Below are 16886 nucleotides of genomic sequence, written 5' to 3'. Positions count from 1 at the left end.
CCCGCCGCCGGGTGATCGTGGCCCGTTGTGACCGCCGACTCCCCCACACCCGATCCCGCACCTCCGACCCGGCTCCGCGCCCTCCTCCCCGACCTCTCCCCCTGGCATGCCTCCGCCGACTTCCGCAGGCTCTGGCTGGCGGGGCTGGTCTCCACCTTCGGGAGTTTCCTGACGTTCGTCGCAATCCCGGTGCAGATCAAGGAACTCACGGGCTCCGCGGCGGCGGTGGGCGCGGTCGGGGCCGTGGAACTGGTGCCGCTCATCGTGTTCGGGCTCTACGGCGGGGCGCTCGCCGACGCGTGGGACAAGCGGAAGCTGATCGTGTGGACCGAGGTGGGGCTCGGGGTGCTGTGCGGGGCGCTGCTGCTCAACTCGCTGGTGCCGCACCCCGCGGTGTGGCCGCTCTATGTGATCGCCGCCCTGACCTCCGTCCTCGGCGCGATCCAGCGGCCCGCGCTGGACTCGCTGTGGCCGCGGATCGTGGCGCACGAGCACATGACGGCCGCCGCCGCGCTCAACTCGCTGCGCTGGACGGTCGGCGGGGTCACGGGACCGGCGGTGGCGGGGGTGGTGGTGGCGTACGCGGGGCTGCCGTACGCGTTCGCGGCGGACACGGTGACGTATGCGGTCTCCGTGGTCCTGATCTTCCGTATCGCCGCGTCCCCCGGCGCGCACGAGGCGCGGAAGCCGTCGCTCCGGTCGATCGCCGAGGGCGCCCGGTACGCGTGGAGCCGCAAGGAACTCCTCGGGACGTACGCGATCGACCTGGCGGCGATGTTCTTCGCGATGCCGCTCGCGGTGCTGCCGTTCCTCGCGGACGATCTGCACGCGCCGTGGGCGCTGGGGCTGATGTACTCGGCGCTGCCGGCCGGTGCGCTGGTGGTGAGCGTGACCAGCGGCTGGACCTCGCGGATCCACCGGCACGGGCGGATGGTGGTGCTGGCGGCGGCGCTGTGGGGCGTGGCGATCGCCTGCGCGGGCGCGGTCGGCAACGTGTGGCTGGTGCTGCTGTTCCTCACCGTCGCGGGCGGCTGCGACATGGTCAGCGGCGTCTTCCGCGGGGTCATGTGGAACCAGACGATCCCGGACGAGCTGCGGGGCCGGCTCGCCGGGATCGAGCTGCTGTCCTACTCGGTGGGCCCGCAGCTGGGCCAGGTCAGGTCCGGTGGCATGGCCGCCCTGTCCGGGGTGCGGACCTCGGTGTGGGCGGGCGGCCTGATGTGCCTGGGCGCGGTGGGCCTGCTGGCCGCGGGCCTGCCGAAGCTGATGTCGTACGACGCGCGGACGGACGAACACGCGCTGCGGCTGAAGGCGCGGCGGGCGGGCACGCAGGCGGCGGAGGCGGCGCCTACGGCTCCCGTCGACGCCTGAGCGGCCGGCGCCGAAGCCGGTCGAGCGCGGCCTGATCAGGCAACCGACCAGGCAGGCCGACCCCGGCCCGCTCCACCCCCTCAGGGGCGCGGGGAACCGCGCGACAAGCCCCCGCTCACCCGCACCCGAACCCGGCCACCCGCGATGCGCCCCGGCGCGAGCCGGTCACGTGTCGTCGGCGCCCTTGGCCGCGTCGTGCCACTTGGGGTCGTTCTCCCACTCCAGGTTGCGCTCGCGGGCCGTCTCCATCGCGTGTTCGGCCTCGGCGCGGGTGGTGTACGGCCCGAACCGGTCCTTGGCGGGGCAGTCCGGCCCCTCCTCGACCTTCTTGTGTTCGAGGCAGTAGTACCACTCGCCGGGCTTCCCGGCCGTGCGCTTCTTGAACAGGGCCATCAACCGCTCCTTTCCCTACGGCCATGTTCCCCCATCTCCGCTGGTTAGACTCGCTGGCATGTCTGGCCAGTCGCTGCTCGTACCAGGGGAGCTCTCCCCCACCCGTCCCGTGCCCGGAAACATCCGTCGCCCCGAGTACGTCGGCAAGCCCGCGCCGACCCCGTACACCGGGCCGGAGGTGCAGACCCCCGAGACGATCGAGGCGATGCGGGTCGCCGGGCGGATCGCCGCGCGGGCGATGGCGGAGGCCGCGAAGATCATCTCGCCGGGGGTGACCACGGACGAGATCGACAGGGTCGCGCACGAGTACATGTGCGACCACGGCGCCTACCCGTCCACGCTCGGCTACCGCGGCTTCCCCAAGTCCCTGTGCACCTCGCTCAACGAGGTGATCTGCCACGGCATCCCGGACTCCACGGTGCTGCGCGACGGCGACATCATCAACCTCGACGTGACGGCGTACATCGGCGGTGTGCACGGCGACAACAACGCGACCTACCTGGTCGGTGACGTCGACGAGGAGTCCCGGCTGCTGGTCGAGCGCACGCGTGAGTCCCTGGACCGGGCGATCAAGGCGGTCAAGCCGGGCCGCCAGATCAACATCATCGGCCGGGTCATCGAGTCGTACGCCAAGCGCTTCGGCTACGGCGTGGTCCGTGACTTCACCGGCCACGGCATCAACTCGTCCTTCCACTCCGGCCTGATCGTCCCGCACTACGACAGCCCGCACGCGACGACGGTGATCCAGCCCGGGATGACGTTCACCATCGAGCCGATGCTGACGCTGGGCTCGTACGAGTACGACATGTGGGACGACGGGTGGACGGTCGTCACGAAGGACCGCAGGCGGACGGCCCAGTTCGAGCACACGCTGGTGGTGACGGAGACGGGGGCGGAGGTCCTCACCCTGCCGTAACAGCCCCACCGGAACCCGTTCTCGGCCTGCTCCGCCGGGGACGGGTCTCTTCTTGTACGCTTTTGCCGACAGGCTGTCGGTAACCTGTTGACTTAGGTAAGGCTTGCCTTAGAGGATAGGGCCCATGGACTCTTTCTCGACAGTCATCCGCACCGCGTCCCACGAACAGCACGTGGAGGCCGAGACCTCCACCTTCATGAGTGATCTGCTCGGCGGGCGGCTGGGCGTCGACGCGTACGCCCGGTACACCGAGCAACTGTGGTTCGTCTACGAGGCGTTGGAGGCCGGGGTCGAGCGGCTGGCGGCGGATCCGGTGGCCGGGGCGTTCATACGGGCCGAGTTGTTCCGGCTGCCCGCGCTGGAGCGGGACCTCGCGCACCTGCGGGGCGCCGACTGGCGGTCGGGACTGACCGCGCTGCCCGCGACCGAGGCCTACGCGGAGCGGGTGCGGGAGTGCGCGGAGGAATGGCCCGCCGGGTACATCGCCCACCACTACACGCGCTACCTCGGGGATCTCTCCGGCGGGCAGATCATCCGGGACAAGGCCGAGCGGACGCGGGGGTTCTCCCGCAAGGGCGACGGCGTGCGGTTCTACGTGTTCGAGGGGATCGGGAACCCGGCGGCCTTCAAGCGGGAGTACCGCGAGCTGCTGGACGAAGTGCGGGTCGACGACCTGGAGAAGCAGCGGATCGTGGCCGAGTGCAAGCGGGCGTTCGCGTTGAACACCGGGGTCTTCCGGGCGCTCGGGGAGGAGTTCCCGCTCTCCGCGTGAGAGGTCAGCGTTCCAGGAACACCCGGCCGCCGACCTCCACCCACCCGCCGGGCTGCGGGGCCGTGAGGATCTGCGAGCCCGCCCCCTGCGTGATGTTGAGGGCCCGGCCCAACCGGTCGGTCAGCAGCAGGGCCGCCGCGCCCGTCGCCTCGTCCTCGTGGACGCCGTCGTCCCGGCCGGGGAAGGCACGGGCGCGGACCCGGCCCGCCGCCTCGTCCTCCCAGGCCCAGGCGTAGATCCACTCGCCGGGCGGGGGCACGGGCAGGGCGTCCACCTCGCGGGCGGTGGCGTACTGGCGCAGGGCGCGCGGCGGGGCCCACTCCGGGAGGGCCTCGATCCAGCTGAACTCGCCGTCGAGGCGGGCGCCCACGACGCCCGCGGGGGTGACCAGTTCGGGTATGTCCAGGAGCCAGGCCGTGCCCACGCAGGGGTGGCCGGCGAAGGGCAGGCGGGTGGTCGGGGTGTAGATGTCGATGACTCCGCGCTCGGGGTCGTCGACGAACACCGTCTCGCTGAAGCCGAGTTTCCCGGCGAACACCTGCCGCTCGTCCGGGTCCGGCATGACGGAACCCTCGCGGACGACGCCGAGTTCGTTGCCGTATCCGCCGCTGGGTCCGCAGAAGACACGCAGTACGTCGTAGTCAGTCACGGGGGCATTCAAACACCGCACGGGCCGCGAGTTCATCCCAGGCCGGGGCCGGGCGGGGAACCGGCCCGGTGAGCGGGTTCCCGGCCGCCGCCGTCCCGGAACGCGCCGGAGGGCGGACCGGGCCGGCCTGTCACGGCCGGCACGGGTCCGCCCTCCGGCGGTCGACCTCCGTGCCCCCTGGTCGCCAGGGGGCACGGTCCTACGCCTGCTGCGTACGGCGCCTGCGCATCGCGAACACCACACCCGCGCCCGCCGCCGCGGTCACCGCAGCCGCCGTGCCCAGGGCCACCGCGGGCACCTCGGAGCCGGTCGACGCCAGGGCGCCGCTCACGTCGCCCGTCGTGGAGCCGGTGACACCGCCCGAAGTCGAGCCCGTCGTACCGGAGTTGTCGCTGCCGCCGGTGCTGCCGGTGCCGCCCGAGGAGCCCGTGCCGGCCGTCGACGACGAGCCGTCCGTGGGGAGGGTCGCGTCCGCCGTGAGGGCCACCGACAGGTCCAGCGGGTCGAGTTCCGCGCCGGACTGGTAGAAGCCGCCGAAGGCCTTCGCGCCGGCCGCGGTGAGGGTGGTGGTGACGTCGTCGAGGGTGACGACGTCGTCCTTCGCGGTGAGGTCGGCCGAGCCCGCCTTGAGGTCGGCCAGGACCACGTCCTCGGACTTCTCGCCCAGGCTGGTGACGTCCGCCGTCAGTGTGCCGGAGCCGCCGTCGAGGGTGGCCTTGAGGTCGGTGAAGGTGAGGTCGAGGCCGTAGGTCCCGTTGTCCTCGTGCCCCTTGAAGTTCACCGCGCCGTCGAAGGCGGCGGTGAGGGTGTCGGCGTCGGTGTCGTAGCTGCCGGTCGCACCGGTGAAGGTGAAGACGCCGTTGCCGGCCGCCTGGGTCGCGCCGCCCGTCGCGGATATCTTCCCCTTGGCGACGCTGCCGACGACGTAGGAGCGGAACGACTCCTTCACGCCCCAGGTGAGCTTGCCGTCCGCGATGTCGCCCTTGGTGGCCGGTTCGGAGACCGTGTCCGAGGGGCTGGCGGAGGGCGAGGAGGAGACCGTGGCGCTCGGCGTGGCCGACTGCGTGGGCGTGGCCGACGGGGACGCCGACTGCGACGGGGACGCGGTCGGGGTCGGCGTCGGGGTGGGCGTCGGGGACGCCGTCGACGCCGGCTTGACCGCGGAGAGCGGGTCGCCCGCGGCGTTCGCGTACGAGTCGCTGCCGAGGAACGTGCCCGCCGCCGCGGTGAGCGTGGTGCCCAGGTCCGTCAGGTCCTGGCTGGTGGGGGCGGCGACCTTGGCGAGCGTCACGTCCTGCTGCTTGGTGCCGCCGTCCGAGACGAGGTCGGCGGTGAGGGTGCCGGCCGCGCTGTCGTACTGGAAGTCCGACATCTCCCGCACGAAGCCGTGCAGCGTCGACTTGGCGGTGACCGTGCCCTTGAAAGTGAGGTGCAGGGCGTGGGTGGTGGTGTCGTAGGTGCCCGTGCCGTCGGTGAAGGTGAACACACCGTTGTTCGCGGCCTGCGAGGCGCCGTCGGTCGCGGTGAAGCCGCCCTGCGCGTAGGTGCTCACGTAGGTGCGGTACGACTGCTTGATGCCCCAGGTCAACTCGTAGCCGCTGAGCGGGACTTCGGCGGCCGACGCGGTGGTCGTGGCGAGCGCGGTGGCGCCGAGCGCGGCGGCGGTCGCGACGGCCGCGGCGAGGGCGAAGGAACGTCGAGGTCTGACGGGCATGGCCGTGGTACTCCTTGAGTTTCGGGGGTGGCCCGCCGACTGGCGGGCCGGACAACGGGGTCAGTGGTCTTCCGGGTCGCCGGGCCCTGAGGCCTCGGCCGGTGTGCGGCGCCTGCGGACCAGCAGCACGGACACCGCCGCCACCAGCGCCAGCGCGCCCGCCGCCAGACCGATCGGCAGGGCGGCCGAACCGCCGCCCCCGCCGGTGGAGTTGTCGGCGACCGGCTCGGCCGGCACCGAGGAGTCGGCCGTCCGTTCCTCCGGCGTCCCGCTCGCCGTGGGGGTGGTGCCGAGGTCGGGCAGCGCGGGGAGTTTCGCGTCGTCGGTGAGGGCGACGGCCAGGGACACCGGGTCCATGGCCGTGCCCGCCGGGTACATTCCGCCGAAGGCCTTCCCGCCCTGGGCGGTGAGCCGCGCGGGCGCCTCGGTGACCTTCACCAGGCCCTTGGCGGCCTTGAGTCCCTTGGCCGCGAAGGTGACCAGGGGGACCTTCTCACCGGTGAAGCCGGCGCCCGCGCCGTCGGTTCCGGTGACGTCGGCGTAGAGCGTGCCCTTGCCGTCCTCGACCGTGGCCCGGACACCGCTCAGCCGAAGATCGAGGCCTCCGGCGCCGGTGAAGCGCACCGCGCCCTTGAACGCGGCCGTCAACTCCCCGCTCCTGTACGTCCCTTCGCCGCCCGGGAAGCGGAAGAGGGCGCCGCCGTCCTGTGCTCCGGACGAGAGGGTCCACTTGCCCTTGGCGATGTCGCCGGTGACGTACTCCCGGAAGGTGCGGCGCACGCCCCAGTCGACGGCGCCGTCCGCGATCGTCCCGCCCGAAGTCTTCTTCTTCGCCGCGGACTTGGTGGGTGTGGGGGTGGGCGTGGTGGTCTTGGTGGCCGCGGTCGCGGGCTTCACGTCCGCCGAGAGGCTCACCGGATCCAGCACCGTGCCCGCCGTGTAGTACCCGGCGAAGGACTTCGCGCCCTGGGCGGTGAGTGTCGCGGGCACGTTGTTGAGGACGACCGCGTTGCCGCCGCCGCGCATGTCGATGCCGCCCAACGAGAGGGAGGCGAAGGGCACTTGAGAGGACGTCGTGACCGTCCCGGTGCCCTTCGCCTTGCTGGTGACGTTCAGGTAGAGGGTGCCGGTCGAGCCCGAGATGCGGACCGTGGGGCGGCTCAGGGTGAGGTCGAGTTCGTAGCTGCCGTCGGTCTTCCTGTGGCCGACGAAGTGCACCCCGCCCGCGAAGGACGAGCGGAACGCGCCGGTCGAGCCGTCGTACGAACCGGTCGCCGACGGGAAGCGGAACTGGCTGCTGCCCACGGTCGCCGCGCCGCCCGTGAGGGAGTAACCGCCGTTCGCGATGGGGCCGGTGACATAGCTCTGGAACGAGGACTTGATGCCCCAGTCCAGCCGGCCGCCCTGCACGGTACGGCTCTCGGCGTGGGCGACGGCCGCCGGGAGGAGGACACCCAGGATCGCCGCGCACAACACGGCTACCAGGGCTCTTGGGCGCGCGGGCATGGGTGGGTCCTCCGGTTGACGACGGCCGGTAGCGAACAAAGGTAAGGCTAACCTAAGCTTTCCTCATCAGAAACGACAGTGCCCGAGAGACACCGAGCATGCCGAGAGAGACGGACGGGACCGTGCCACGCTTGCGCACACGACTGGCGGGAGCACTGTTGACCGTGCTCGCGCTCACGCTCACCGGATGCGGGGGCGCGGCCACGTCCGCGGACACCACGCCGGCGAAGGCCACCGCCCCGGCCAACCGCGTGGAACCGCTGACCGACACCCCCACGCCCCGGCTGCCGGTCACCGTCCGGTCCGCCGACGGCAAGCAGGTCACCGTCAGGAACGCGCGGCGCATCGTCCCGCTCTCCGGCAGCCTCAGCGAGATCGTGTTCACCCTCGGACTCGGCGACCGGGTCGTGGCCCGGGACATCACCGCCACGTTCCAACAGGCCGTGAAACTCCCGATGGTGACCCGGAACCACGATGTCTCCGCCGAGAGCGTGCTGTCCCTCAAGCCCGATCTCGTCCTCGCGGAGAAGACCACGGGACCGTCCGAGGCGATGGGGCAGATCCGCGCCGCCGGTGTCCCCGTCCTCGTCGTCGACCCGGCGCGGGGTCTCGCCGACGTCGGTCCGCGCATCCAGGCGGTGGCCGACGCGCTCGGCGTCCCGGCCGCGGGCACGGAGCTGACCAAGCGGTCGGAGGACCGGATCGCCGCCGTGCGCAAGGCGATTCCTCGGCACAAGGACACACCGCGGGTCGCGTTCCTGTACCTGCGCGGGTCCGCGTCCGTCTATCTCATCGGCGGCAAGGGGTCGGGCGCGACCTCGCTCCTGGAGGCAGCCGGCGCGGTCGACGCGGGCGCGGAGTCGGGCCTGACGAAGGACTTCACCGCCATCACCACCGAGGCGCTCGCGCAGGCCGCGCCGGACGCGATCCTCGTCATGACCAAGGGACTCGAATCCGTCGGCGGCATCGACGGACTGGTGAAGATCCCCGGCGTCGCGCAGACCCCGGCCGGGATGAACCGGCGGGTCGTCTCGATCGAGGACGGGGTGCTCCTCAACTACGGGCCGCGCACCGACCAGGTGCTCAGGTCGCTGGTGGACCAGTTGTACGGGGGCGGAAGCGAATGACCGTGCTGGAGAAGGGGGTGGGGGCGAGCGTTGCCCCGGCTCCCCCGCGTCGGAGACGCAGTACGGGCTGGATGGTCACCGCCGGGCTGGTGGCCGCCCTGCTGGTGCTGGTGCCGGTGGCCGCCGGGCTGGGCGCGTACCCGATCCCCACCGGGGACGTCCTGGCGTCCGTGCAGCACCAACTCGGGCTCGGCGGGCGGCCATTGGGCCGGGTCCCGGAGTCCGTGCTGTGGAACGTGCGGTTCCCGCGGATCGTGCTCGCGCTGCTCGTCGGGGCGTCGCTGGGGTGCGCGGGGGCGTTGATGCAGGGCGTGTTCGGGAATCCGCTCGCGGAGCCCGGGGTCATCGGGGTGTCCTCGGGGGCGGCGGTGGGCGCGGTCGCGGTGATCGCGTTCGGGCTGGACTTCCTCGGTAACTGGACGGTGTCGGCGGTGGCGTTCGTCTCCGGGCTGGCCACCGTGCTGCTCGTCTACGCGATGTCGCGCTCCGGGGGCCGAACGGAGGTCGTGACGCTGATCCTCACCGGGATCGCGCTGAACGCGTTCGCCGGGGCGCTGATCGGGCTGTTCCTGTTCTTCGCGGACACGGCGGCCGTCAACCAGATCACCTTCTGGCAGCTCGGCTCGCTCTCCCAGGCGACCTGGCCGAAGGTCCTCGCGATCCTGCCGTGCGCGGTGCTCGGGCTCGGCCTCGCGCCGCTCTACGCCCGTCGCCTCGACCTGCTGGCCCTCGGGGAACGCCCCGCGCGCCACCTGGGAGTCGACGTCGAGCGGCTCCGGATCGTCCTGGTGCTGGTCATCGCGCTGCTCACGGCGGCGGCGGTGAGCGTGTCCGGGATCATCAGCTTCGTGGGGCTCGTCGTCCCGCATCTGCTGCGGATGGCGGCGGGGCCCGGTCACCGGTTCCTGATCCCGGCCAGTGCGCTGCTGGGAGCGTTGGTGTTGTTGGCGGCGGATCTGACCGCCCGGACGGTCGCGGCGCCGGCGGAGCTTCCGCTGGGTGTTCTCACGGCGTTGCTCGGGAGCCCGTTCTTCTTCTGGCTGCTGCGGAGGACGCGGCGCAGGCAGGGAGGTTGGGCGTGAGCCCGGGTCCCTTTCACGCCCTGCCGGTGGCCGTACGTCGGGAAGCGCGGGCCGTCCGTGGCTGGTCGCGCAGTTCCCCGCGCCTCTGTTACGCCGGGGCGGAGTCCGGTCGTCAGGTGTCGGACCTCGCCCGTCCCTCTCAAGGAGCCCTCGGATGAGACTTCTGCGTCGTCGTGCTGTGCCGCCCTCTCCGGCTGAACCCGGTGAGGTGCTTGTCGAGGCCGAGGGGGTGCAGGTGCGGCTCGGTGGGCGTGAGGTGTTGCACGGGGTGTCCGTGGCTGTTCGGGCCGGGGAGGTGCTCGCGCTCGTCGGGCCCAACGGGGCCGGGAAATCGACCCTGTTGGGGGCGCTCGCCGCGGATCTGACGCCCGCCGCCGGGGTGGTTCGGATCAACGGGCGGCCTGTCGGCGAATGGTCCGCGCCCGAGCTCGCGCTGCGGCGGGCCGTGCTTCCGCAAGCGGCCACGCTGTCCTTCCCTTTCACGGTCGAGGAGGTCGTGCGGATGGGACGGGCGCCGCACGCCGGCGACCCCGTCGAGGACGAGATCGCCGTGGCGGAGGCCATGGCGCGGGCCGAGGTGACCGGTTTCGCGCCCCGGCCGTTCTCCGCGCTCAGCGGCGGGGAGCGGGCCCGGGTCGCGCTCGCGCGGGTGCTGGCCCAGCGGGCGCCGGTGCTGTTGCTCGACGAGCCGACCGCCGCGCTCGATCTGCGGCATCAGGAACTGGTGCTGCGGCTGTGCCGGGAAAGGGCGCACGCGGGGGATGCGGTGGTCGTGGTGCTGCACGATCTCGCGCTGGCCGCCGCCTACGCGCACCGGGTCGCGATTCTGCGCGCCGGTCGTGTCGCCGCCGACGGTCCGCCCGGAGCCGTCTTCACCGAGGAGTTGCTGTCGGACGTCTACGACCAGGCGGTCGAGGTGTTCCCGCATCCCCGCACGGGCGCGGTCGTCGTGACCCCGCACCGACCCGCTTGACCCTCTCTTGACCGTCCCTTGCCATCCGTTTTTCGCCACCGATATCAAGCCGTGTCTGTGATTTTTCTGTGGGCGGTGAATGCCGGACGGGACGGGTATCACTGAGGTAAGCCTCAGGTAAGTTAGGGCAGCCTCACCACACCGCCTCACGGCAGTCACCCCGTCACACCCTCTCGCTTGGAGCCTGCATGCGTGCCGTCCGACTTCCCGTCGCCACCGCCGTCGCCGCCGCGGCCGCACTGACCGCCGTCACGGCGTGCACCGCCAAGAGCGACGCCAAGGACGGGGACGCGATCCAGGTGACCGCGGCCGACTCCAAGTGCACGACCTCCGCCACGTCGATCCCGGCCGGCCAGGTCACGCTGAAGATAGAGAACACCGGCTCCAAGGCCACCGAGGTCGAGATCCTCTTCCCGGACGACCGGATCGTCTCCGAGAAGGAGAACATCGGGCCCGGCACCAAGTACACGCTGACCGCCGAGGTGAAGGCGGGGTCGTACGAGATCGCCTGCCGTCCGGGCATGAAGGGCCACGGTGTGCGGCAGAAGCTCACCGTCACCGGCGGCTCGGTCGCCAAGCGGGACCCGAAGCTGGACGCGGCCGTCGCCGCCTACCGCGAGTACGCGCAGGAGCAGGCCGACGCGACGATCCCGAAGGTGGAGACCTTCGCCGCCGCCATCAAGGCCGGGAACCTGGAAGCCGCCAAGAACGCCTACGCGCCCTCCCGTTACGGCTGGGAGGCCACCGAGCCGATCGCCGAGTCGTTCGGGGACATCGACCCCAAGACCGACACCCGCGTCAACGACCTGGAGAAGGGCCAGAAGTGGACCGGGTGGCACGCGCTGGAGAAGGCGCTGTGGACCGACAAGAAGACCGGTGCCGAACAGACCGCCCTCGCCGACGAGTTGGTCACCGATCTGAAGGACTGGCAGAAGCGCGTCGGCAAGGCCGAGATCACCCCGACCTCGATGGCCAACGGCGCCAAGGAACTCCTCGACGAGGTCGCCACCGGCAAGGTCACCGGTGAGGAGGACCGCTACTCGCACACCGACCTGAGCGACTTCAAGGCCAACGTCGAGGGCGCGCAGAAGGCGTACGAGCTGCTGAAGCCGGTCGCGCAGAAGAACGACGCGGCCCTGACGACCGAACTGGACAAGCAGTTCGCCGCGTTGAACACGCTGCTGGACAAGTACCGCTCGACCTCCACCTCGGACGGCTTCGTGTCGTACGACAAGGTCACCAAGGACCAGCGCAAGGAACTGTCGGACGCGGTCAACGCCCTCGCGGAGCCGCTGTCGAAGCTCGCCGCCGCCGTCGTGAAGTAGGGCGTGGCCATGACCGAGACCCCGAAGTCGGAATCCCCGTCGCGCCGTTCACTGATCGGCTGGGGCGGTGCCGGGCTCGCGCTCGGTGCCGTCGCGGCCGGTGGCGCGGTGGCGATGACCCGTACCGGCGACGACGTCGATCCGGCCGGTGCCGACACCGGTGCCGCGGTCGCCTTCCACGGCGCGAACCAGTCCGGCATCGCGACCCCCGTACAGGACCGGCTGCACTTCGCCGCGTTCGACGTGAAGACCGACGACCGCGCCGAGTTCGTGCGGATGCTGAAGGACTGGACGGCCGCCGCCCGCCGGATGACCGGCGGCCACCCGGTCGGTGACGGGGCCTACGGCGGGCTCGCCGAGGCGCCGCCGGACGACACCGGTGAGGCGCTGGGGCTGAAACCCTCGCGGCTGACCCTGACCATCGGCTTCGGGCCGTCGTTCTTCGACCGCTTCGGGCTGCGGAACAGCCGCCCCGACGCACTCGTCGACCTGCCGCAGTTCCCCGGCGACAACTTCGACGCGTCCCGTACGGGCGGCGACCTCTGCGTCCAGGCCTGTGCCGACGATCCGCAGGTCGCCGTGCACGCGATCCGCAACCTGGCCCGCATCGGGTTCGGCAAGGTCGCCATCCGCTGGTCCCAACTGGGCTTCGGGAAGACGTCGTCGACGACCCCGGGGGCTCAGACCCCGCGCAACCTCATGGGGTTCAAGGACGGCACCCGCAACATCGCGGGGACCGAGACGGACCGGCTGAAGAAGTTCGTGTGGGTCGGCGACGGCGACGGCGGTGCCGACTCGGCCTGGATGAAGGGGGGTTCGTATCTCGTCGCCCGGCGCATCCGGATGAACATCGAGACCTGGGACCGGACCTCGCTCCAGGAGCAGGAGGACGTCTTCGGACGGGACAAGGGCGAGGGCGCGCCGGTCGGCAAGGCGAAGGAGCACGATCCGCCGTTCCTGAAGGCGATGAAGCCCGACGCGCATGTCCGGCTCGCGCACCCCGACTCCAACAGCGGGATCACGATCCTGCGCCGGGGCTACTCCTTCACCGACGGCACCGACGGCCTCGGCCGTCTCGAAGCGGGCCTGTTCTTCCTGGCCTACCAGCGCGACGTACGCAAGGGATTCATCCCGCTGCAGCGGAAGCTGTCGGCGTCCGACGCGCTCAACGAGTACATCCAGCACGTGGGTTCGGCGGTCTTCGCCGTCCCGCCGGGCGTCCGCGACAAGGACGACTGGTGGGGCAGCACGCTGTTCTCCCCGGACGCGAAGGAGTCGTAGACCGTGTTCTCGAACTATCTGATCGGTCTGCGCGAGGGCCTGGAAGCCAGCCTCGTCGTCTGCATCCTGATCGCCTATCTCGTCAAGACGGACCGGCGTGACGCGCTGAAGCCGATCTGGACCGGCATCGTCGTCGCCGTCCTCATCGCGATGGGCTTCGGGTGCGCGCTGGAGTTCGGCTCGCAGGAGATGACGTTCGAGGCGCAGGAGGCGCTCGGCGGCTCACTGTCGATCCTCGCGGTCGGTCTGGTGACCTGGATGGTGTTCTGGATGCGGCGCACCGCCCGGCACCTGAAGACCGAACTGCACGGCAAGCTGGACGCCGCCCTCGCGATGGGCACGGGCGCGCTGGTCGCCACCGCGTTCCTCGCCGTCGGCCGTGAGGGCCTGGAGACCGCCCTGTTCGTGTGGGCGTCGGTGCACGCGGCGAGCGACGGCACCCCGCGTCCGCTGGTCGGCGTAGGACTGGGTCTGGCCACGGCGGTGCTGCTCGGCTGGCTGTTCTACCGGGGCGCGCTGAAGATCAACCTCGCGAAGTTCTTCACCTGGACCGGCGCGATGCTGGTCGTCGTGGCGGCGGGTGTCCTCGCGTACGGCTTCCACGACCTGCAGGAGGCCGACTGGCTGCCGGGGCTGACGAAGCAGGCGTTCGACATCAGTGACACGATTCCGCCGGACAGCTGGTACGGCACCCTCCTCAAGGGCGTCTTCAACTTCCAGCCGGACCCGACCGTCCTGCAGATCACGGTGTGGCTGCTGTACCTGGTCCCCACGCTCGCACTGTTCTTCGCCCCGGTAGGGTTCGCCTCCGGGAAGGGGAAGGTGAAGACACCTGATGAGCAGGGATCGCGGCCCTCGAAGGCTCCGCAGGCTTGACCGGCGTGTACTGACAGCGGCCTCGGTGACCGCTTTGTCGCTCACGGCGAGCGGTTGCGTGGTGGTGCACGGCGAGCGCGAGGTGCTCCCCGCGACCACGCGCGCCGAGGCCGCCACGGCGCTCCAGCAGTTCACGACCGCGTACAACGCGGCGGACAAGGCGTACGACAGCTCCCTGGACGCGGCCCATGTCACCGGCGCGCTCGGTGACATCGACGCGGCGCGGCTGAAGGCCGGGCACGCCAACTCGCCGTCCGGGAACGCCGGTCACACGCCGCTGGAGCTGACGGACGCCACGTTCACCATCCCGAAGAAGGCCGGCTGGCCGCGCTGGTTCGTGGCCGACACCGCCGCCAACAAGGGGGGCAGCTCCCGCTGGCTGCTGGTCTTCACCCGCAACGACCTGAGCGAGCCGTGGCAGGTGGCGTATCTGACGCTGCTCGCGCCCACCGCCGTACCGGAGTTCAAGACCGACAAGGACGGCTGGGCCGAGGCCGTACCGGCGAACTCTGCCGAACTGGCGGTTCCGCCGGGCGAGTTGAGCGAGCGCTACGCGACCTATCTGAAGAGCGGCGGGTCGGAGTTCACCGACGGCGTGCACACCAGCGGATGGCGGGCGAGCCGGGAGAAGGCCACCAAGCCGGGGCTCGCCGTCCAGTTCCTCGACCAGCCGCTGACGAGCGGCGACTACGCGCCGCTGGCGCTGCGCACGGCGGACGGCGGGGCGCTGGTGTTCTTCACCACGCGGTACTTCCAGAAGGAGACCGCGGCGGCGGGCACGTCGGTGCCGGCCCAGAACAAGGACGTCCAGGCGCTGACGACGGGCGAGGTGCAGCAGAGCCTCACCCTTCAACTCATCTCCAACGAGGTGGCGTTGGACCCGAAGCGGGGCGGGAAGGTGTCGGTGCTGGGGCGGATCGAGGGGCTGACCTCGGCGCAGGGCGGCTGACCTGGGGAGTCAACGGCCCAGCGGCCAGGCCGAGTTCGCATGGTCCGGCTCGGCACCCGCATGGCGGGCGCAGGCGTCCGTCAGGGTTTCGAGGAGGGTCAGCGGGTCGGGCAGCGGGTGCTCGGGGCCGCGTACCCAGTGAACGGACTGGTTCTCACCGGGGAGCCGGGCCGGGGGGACGAGGACGTAGGAGCCCCGGCAGTGCCAGCGCAGGCCGGGGTGTTCGTCCATCGTCTCGGGGTGGCAGTCCAGTTCGCACGGCCACCACTCGTCCTCGTCCTCGGGGGTGCCGCGGGTGAGGGTGAAGAAGAGCAGCCGCCCGTCGTCGCTCGCGGCGACCGGGCCGACCTCGACACCGGCGGCCAGCAGCCGCTCCAGTGCCTCGTGCCCTGCCTCCAGGGGGACGTCCAGGACGTCGTTGACCATGCCGGTCGCGGTGATGAAGTTGGCCTGCGGCTGGTGGCGGGCCCAGCGCTCGATCTGGGCGCGGTCGGTCGTGGACTGCGTCTGCCAGGCGAACGAGACGGGGTGCCGGGCCGGTGTGGGACAGCCCACACGGTCGCACGAACACCGGTAGCCCGGGGCCGGGTGCGCGGCGGGCGCCAGCGGCAGCCCGGCCTCGGCGGCGGCCAGCAGCAGCGCCTCGCGCCCGCTGCCGTCGGGGGCCTCCTGCGGGCGGCGTCCACGCAGCCACGAGGAGAGTTTGCCCTGCCGACCGGTCCGGCCTCCGAACGTCGCACTCATCTATCTCCTCGCCCTGCTGTTGTCGCCGTGCCGCTCTTGCCCTGCCGTTGTGCGGAGTCCTGCCGTTGTGCGGAGAACTTCCCCTATGGTCCCACCATCCTGCGCCCCGAGAGGCGGGACCTCGCATCCGGGGTGGGTGGGACGAGACACACGGGTGGCGCTTTCGGGGCAGGTGTCACTCTTTTTCCGGCCAGGGATCTCCCCAGCTCACGTCCCGGGCCGCCTTGTACAGGTCGCCGTGACGCTTGGTGATCGTCGTCGAGCGCAGCTGTTCGTCGGCCTCGCAGAGGTCGAGGAGGACCTGGCCCTTGCGGATCCGCGGGTGGCGTACGACACGGGCGGGGGCGGGCCGTACGGGGAAGCGGGCGGCGGCCACGTAGCTGAACTTCTCGTCCTCGTACGGCAGGGAGCCGCCCTTGACCTGGCGGTGCAGGGAGGAGCGGCTGACCCGCGCCGAGAAGTGGCACCAGTCCTCGCCGGGGGCGATCGGGCAGGCGGCGCTGTGCGGGCAGGGGGCGGCGATGTGGAAACCGGCCGCGACGAGCCGGTCCCTGGCCTCGATCACGCGGGCGTAACCGGCGGGGGTGCCGGCCTCGACGATCACGACGGCCTGGGCCGCGGAAGCGGCGGTGTCGACGAGGACCGCCCGGTCGGAGGTGCTGAGTTCGTTGAGGACGTAGGAGACGGTGACGAGGTCGGTGGGGGTGAGAGTGAGCGCGGGGCCGATCCGTTCGCGGTGCCAACCCGCCTTGCGCAGGCTCGGGTTGGCGGCGGCGATCTCCCTGCCGAGGGCGAGGGCGGGTTCGGCCCAGTCGAGGACCGTCACCGGGCGCTCGCCGGCCCAGGTCGCGGCGACGGCCCAGGTCGCGGAGCCGGTCCCGCCGCCGATGTCCGTGTGCCCCTCGGGGCTCCACCCGGGCACGGCGTCCGCGAACGCTTCCAGCGCGGACCGTACGGCTTCGAAGGTCGCCGGCATCCGGTACGCCGCGTAGGCCGCGACGTCCGCGCGGTCCCGCAGGATCGGGGCGTCGGTGGGAGTGGCTCCGCGGTAATTGGCGATCAGCCTCTCCACGGCGGCGGAGGCCTGCCGGGGCGGGAGGTCCTCGAGGAGGCGGGCCAGAGCGGTACGGAGGGATTCGGCCGGGGCCACGGGGTCGTTCACCCGCCGATTCTAAGTGCCCCGGAGCTGCCGCCGAGGTCCCCGGGGC

At 71.6% G+C, this 16886-nt stretch carries 16 protein-coding genes; 10 read left to right on the top strand and 6 right to left on the bottom strand.

Features of this window, described 5'->3' with window-relative positions; all coding sequences use genetic code 11:
* The first annotated feature begins 27 nt into the window (after positions 1 to 27).
* Positions 28 to 1371: an MFS transporter gene (locus ACIPTO_RS15175; RefSeq protein ID WP_401191937.1), complete on the top strand. Its 1344-nt coding sequence runs from the start codon at positions 28 to 30 to the stop codon at positions 1369 to 1371.
* A 165-nt stretch (positions 1372 to 1536) separates the two neighbouring features.
* On the opposite strand, the gene ACIPTO_RS15170 is transcribed toward ACIPTO_RS15175, so the two are convergent.
* Positions 1537 to 1764 (bottom strand): hypothetical protein, encoded by a 228-nt coding sequence (locus ACIPTO_RS15170; protein ID WP_366314248.1) that lies wholly within the window; start codon positions 1762 to 1764, stop codon positions 1537 to 1539.
* 58 nt (positions 1765 to 1822) lie between these two features.
* Between ACIPTO_RS15170 and map the strand changes: the two genes are divergently transcribed.
* Both map and ACIPTO_RS15160 read left to right on the top strand, forming a co-directional pair.
* Complete coding sequence (map, locus tag ACIPTO_RS15165) at positions 1823 to 2680, top strand: type I methionyl aminopeptidase (RefSeq protein WP_366314246.1); 858 nt, start codon at positions 1823 to 1825, stop codon at positions 2678 to 2680.
* A 124-nt stretch (positions 2681 to 2804) separates the two neighbouring features.
* On the top strand, positions 2805 to 3452 hold the full coding sequence (locus ACIPTO_RS15160) for a heme oxygenase (biliverdin-producing) (RefSeq protein WP_401191934.1): 648 nt from the start codon (positions 2805 to 2807) through the stop codon (positions 3450 to 3452).
* A 4-nt stretch (positions 3453 to 3456) separates the two neighbouring features.
* Here ACIPTO_RS15160 and ACIPTO_RS15155 read toward each other — a convergent pair whose 3' ends face one another.
* The 3 genes from ACIPTO_RS15155 to ACIPTO_RS15145 all read right to left on the bottom strand — a co-directional run bounded on the left by ACIPTO_RS15155 (position 3457) and on the right by ACIPTO_RS15145 (position 7321).
* A complete protein-coding gene (locus ACIPTO_RS15155; RefSeq protein ID WP_401191932.1) occupies positions 3457 to 4101 on the bottom strand; it encodes a PhzF family phenazine biosynthesis protein in 645 nt (214 codons plus the stop codon).
* A 199-nt stretch (positions 4102 to 4300) separates the two neighbouring features.
* Complete coding sequence (locus ACIPTO_RS15150) at positions 4301 to 5815, bottom strand: HtaA domain-containing protein (protein WP_401191929.1); 1515 nt, start codon at positions 5813 to 5815, stop codon at positions 4301 to 4303.
* Positions 5816 to 5875: 60 nt separating this feature from the next.
* Complete coding sequence (locus ACIPTO_RS15145; protein ID WP_401191927.1) at positions 5876 to 7321, bottom strand: HtaA domain-containing protein; 1446 nt, start codon at positions 7319 to 7321, stop codon at positions 5876 to 5878.
* 98 nt (positions 7322 to 7419) lie between these two features.
* On the opposite strand from ACIPTO_RS15145, the gene ACIPTO_RS15140 reads away from it, so the two are divergent.
* The 7 genes from ACIPTO_RS15140 (at position 7420) to ACIPTO_RS15110 (ending at position 14934) form a co-directional block, all read left to right on the top strand.
* Positions 7420 to 8448: an ABC transporter substrate-binding protein gene (locus ACIPTO_RS15140; protein ID WP_366314236.1), complete on the top strand. Its 1029-nt coding sequence runs from the start codon at positions 7420 to 7422 to the stop codon at positions 8446 to 8448.
* Complete coding sequence (locus ACIPTO_RS15135; protein WP_401191925.1) at positions 8445 to 9530, top strand: FecCD family ABC transporter permease; 1086 nt, start codon at positions 8445 to 8447, stop codon at positions 9528 to 9530. The genes ACIPTO_RS15140 and ACIPTO_RS15135 overlap by 4 nt, the downstream gene beginning before the upstream one ends.
* Positions 9531 to 9684: 154 nt before the next feature.
* Positions 9685 to 10503, top strand: coding sequence for a heme ABC transporter ATP-binding protein (locus tag ACIPTO_RS15130; protein WP_401191922.1), 819 nt, complete (start codon positions 9685 to 9687; stop codon positions 10501 to 10503).
* A gap of 188 nt (positions 10504 to 10691) precedes the next feature.
* On the top strand, positions 10692 to 11828 hold the full coding sequence (gene efeO / locus ACIPTO_RS15125; RefSeq protein ID WP_366314230.1) for an iron uptake system protein EfeO: 1137 nt from the start codon (positions 10692 to 10694) through the stop codon (positions 11826 to 11828).
* Positions 11829 to 11837: 9 nt separating this feature from the next.
* On the top strand, positions 11838 to 13109 hold the full coding sequence (gene efeB, locus ACIPTO_RS15120) for an iron uptake transporter deferrochelatase/peroxidase subunit (protein WP_401191920.1): 1272 nt from the start codon (positions 11838 to 11840) through the stop codon (positions 13107 to 13109).
* A 3-nt stretch (positions 13110 to 13112) separates the two neighbouring features.
* Positions 13113 to 13985 carry an iron uptake transporter permease EfeU gene (efeU, locus tag ACIPTO_RS15115; protein WP_366314226.1) on the top strand — a complete coding sequence of 291 codons (873 nt, stop codon included), beginning with the start codon at positions 13113 to 13115 and terminating at the stop codon, positions 13983 to 13985.
* Positions 13945 to 14934: a hypothetical protein gene (locus ACIPTO_RS15110; protein ID WP_401191917.1), complete on the top strand. Its 990-nt coding sequence runs from the start codon at positions 13945 to 13947 to the stop codon at positions 14932 to 14934. The genes efeU and ACIPTO_RS15110 overlap by 41 nt, the downstream gene beginning before the upstream one ends.
* A 9-nt stretch (positions 14935 to 14943) precedes the next feature.
* Here the strand turns inward: ACIPTO_RS15110 and ACIPTO_RS15105 are convergent, their stop codons facing one another.
* Together ACIPTO_RS15105 and ACIPTO_RS15100 are read right to left on the bottom strand one after the other, a co-directional pair.
* The gene (locus ACIPTO_RS15105) at positions 14944 to 15678 is read right to left on the bottom strand and encodes a bifunctional DNA primase/polymerase (protein ID WP_366314222.1); all 735 of its coding nucleotides are present in this window, start codon (positions 15676 to 15678) and stop codon (positions 14944 to 14946) included.
* A 175-nt stretch (positions 15679 to 15853) separates the two neighbouring features.
* Positions 15854 to 16840, bottom strand: coding sequence for a small ribosomal subunit Rsm22 family protein (locus ACIPTO_RS15100; protein WP_401191914.1), 987 nt, complete (start codon positions 16838 to 16840; stop codon positions 15854 to 15856).
* Between the last annotated feature and the right edge of the window lie 46 nt (positions 16841 to 16886).

The sequence above is a fragment of the Streptomyces sp. NPDC090083 genome (genome assembly GCF_044747445.1).
Lineage (GTDB): Bacteria > Actinomycetota > Actinomycetes > Streptomycetales > Streptomycetaceae > Streptomyces.
This window is presented reverse-complemented; position numbering and strand designations above follow the sequence as displayed.

Coding starts and splice junctions, on each gene's coding strand:
- ACIPTO_RS15170 (WP_366314248.1), bottom strand. CDS start 1,764: ATGGCCCTGTTCAAGAAGCGCACGGCCGGGAAGCCCGGCGAGTGGTAC.
- map (WP_366314246.1), top strand. CDS start 1,823: ATGTCTGGCCAGTCGCTGCTCGTACCAGGGGAGCTCTCCCCCACCCGT.
- ACIPTO_RS15160 (WP_401191934.1), top strand. CDS start 2,805: ATGGACTCTTTCTCGACAGTCATCCGCACCGCGTCCCACGAACAGCAC.
- ACIPTO_RS15150 (WP_401191929.1), bottom strand. CDS start 5,815: ATGCCCGTCAGACCTCGACGTTCCTTCGCCCTCGCCGCGGCCGTCGCG.
- ACIPTO_RS15145 (WP_401191927.1), bottom strand. CDS start 7,321: ATGCCCGCGCGCCCAAGAGCCCTGGTAGCCGTGTTGTGCGCGGCGATC.
- ACIPTO_RS15140 (WP_366314236.1), top strand. CDS start 7,420: ATGCCGAGAGAGACGGACGGGACCGTGCCACGCTTGCGCACACGACTG.
- ACIPTO_RS15135 (WP_401191925.1), top strand. CDS start 8,445: ATGACCGTGCTGGAGAAGGGGGTGGGGGCGAGCGTTGCCCCGGCTCCC.
- ACIPTO_RS15130 (WP_401191922.1), top strand. CDS start 9,685: ATGAGACTTCTGCGTCGTCGTGCTGTGCCGCCCTCTCCGGCTGAACCC.
- efeO (WP_366314230.1), top strand. CDS start 10,692: ATGCGTGCCGTCCGACTTCCCGTCGCCACCGCCGTCGCCGCCGCGGCC.
- efeB (WP_401191920.1), top strand. CDS start 11,838: ATGACCGAGACCCCGAAGTCGGAATCCCCGTCGCGCCGTTCACTGATC.
- ACIPTO_RS15110 (WP_401191917.1), top strand. CDS start 13,945: ATGAGCAGGGATCGCGGCCCTCGAAGGCTCCGCAGGCTTGACCGGCGT.
- ACIPTO_RS15105 (WP_366314222.1), bottom strand. CDS start 15,678: ATGAGTGCGACGTTCGGAGGCCGGACCGGTCGGCAGGGCAAACTCTCC.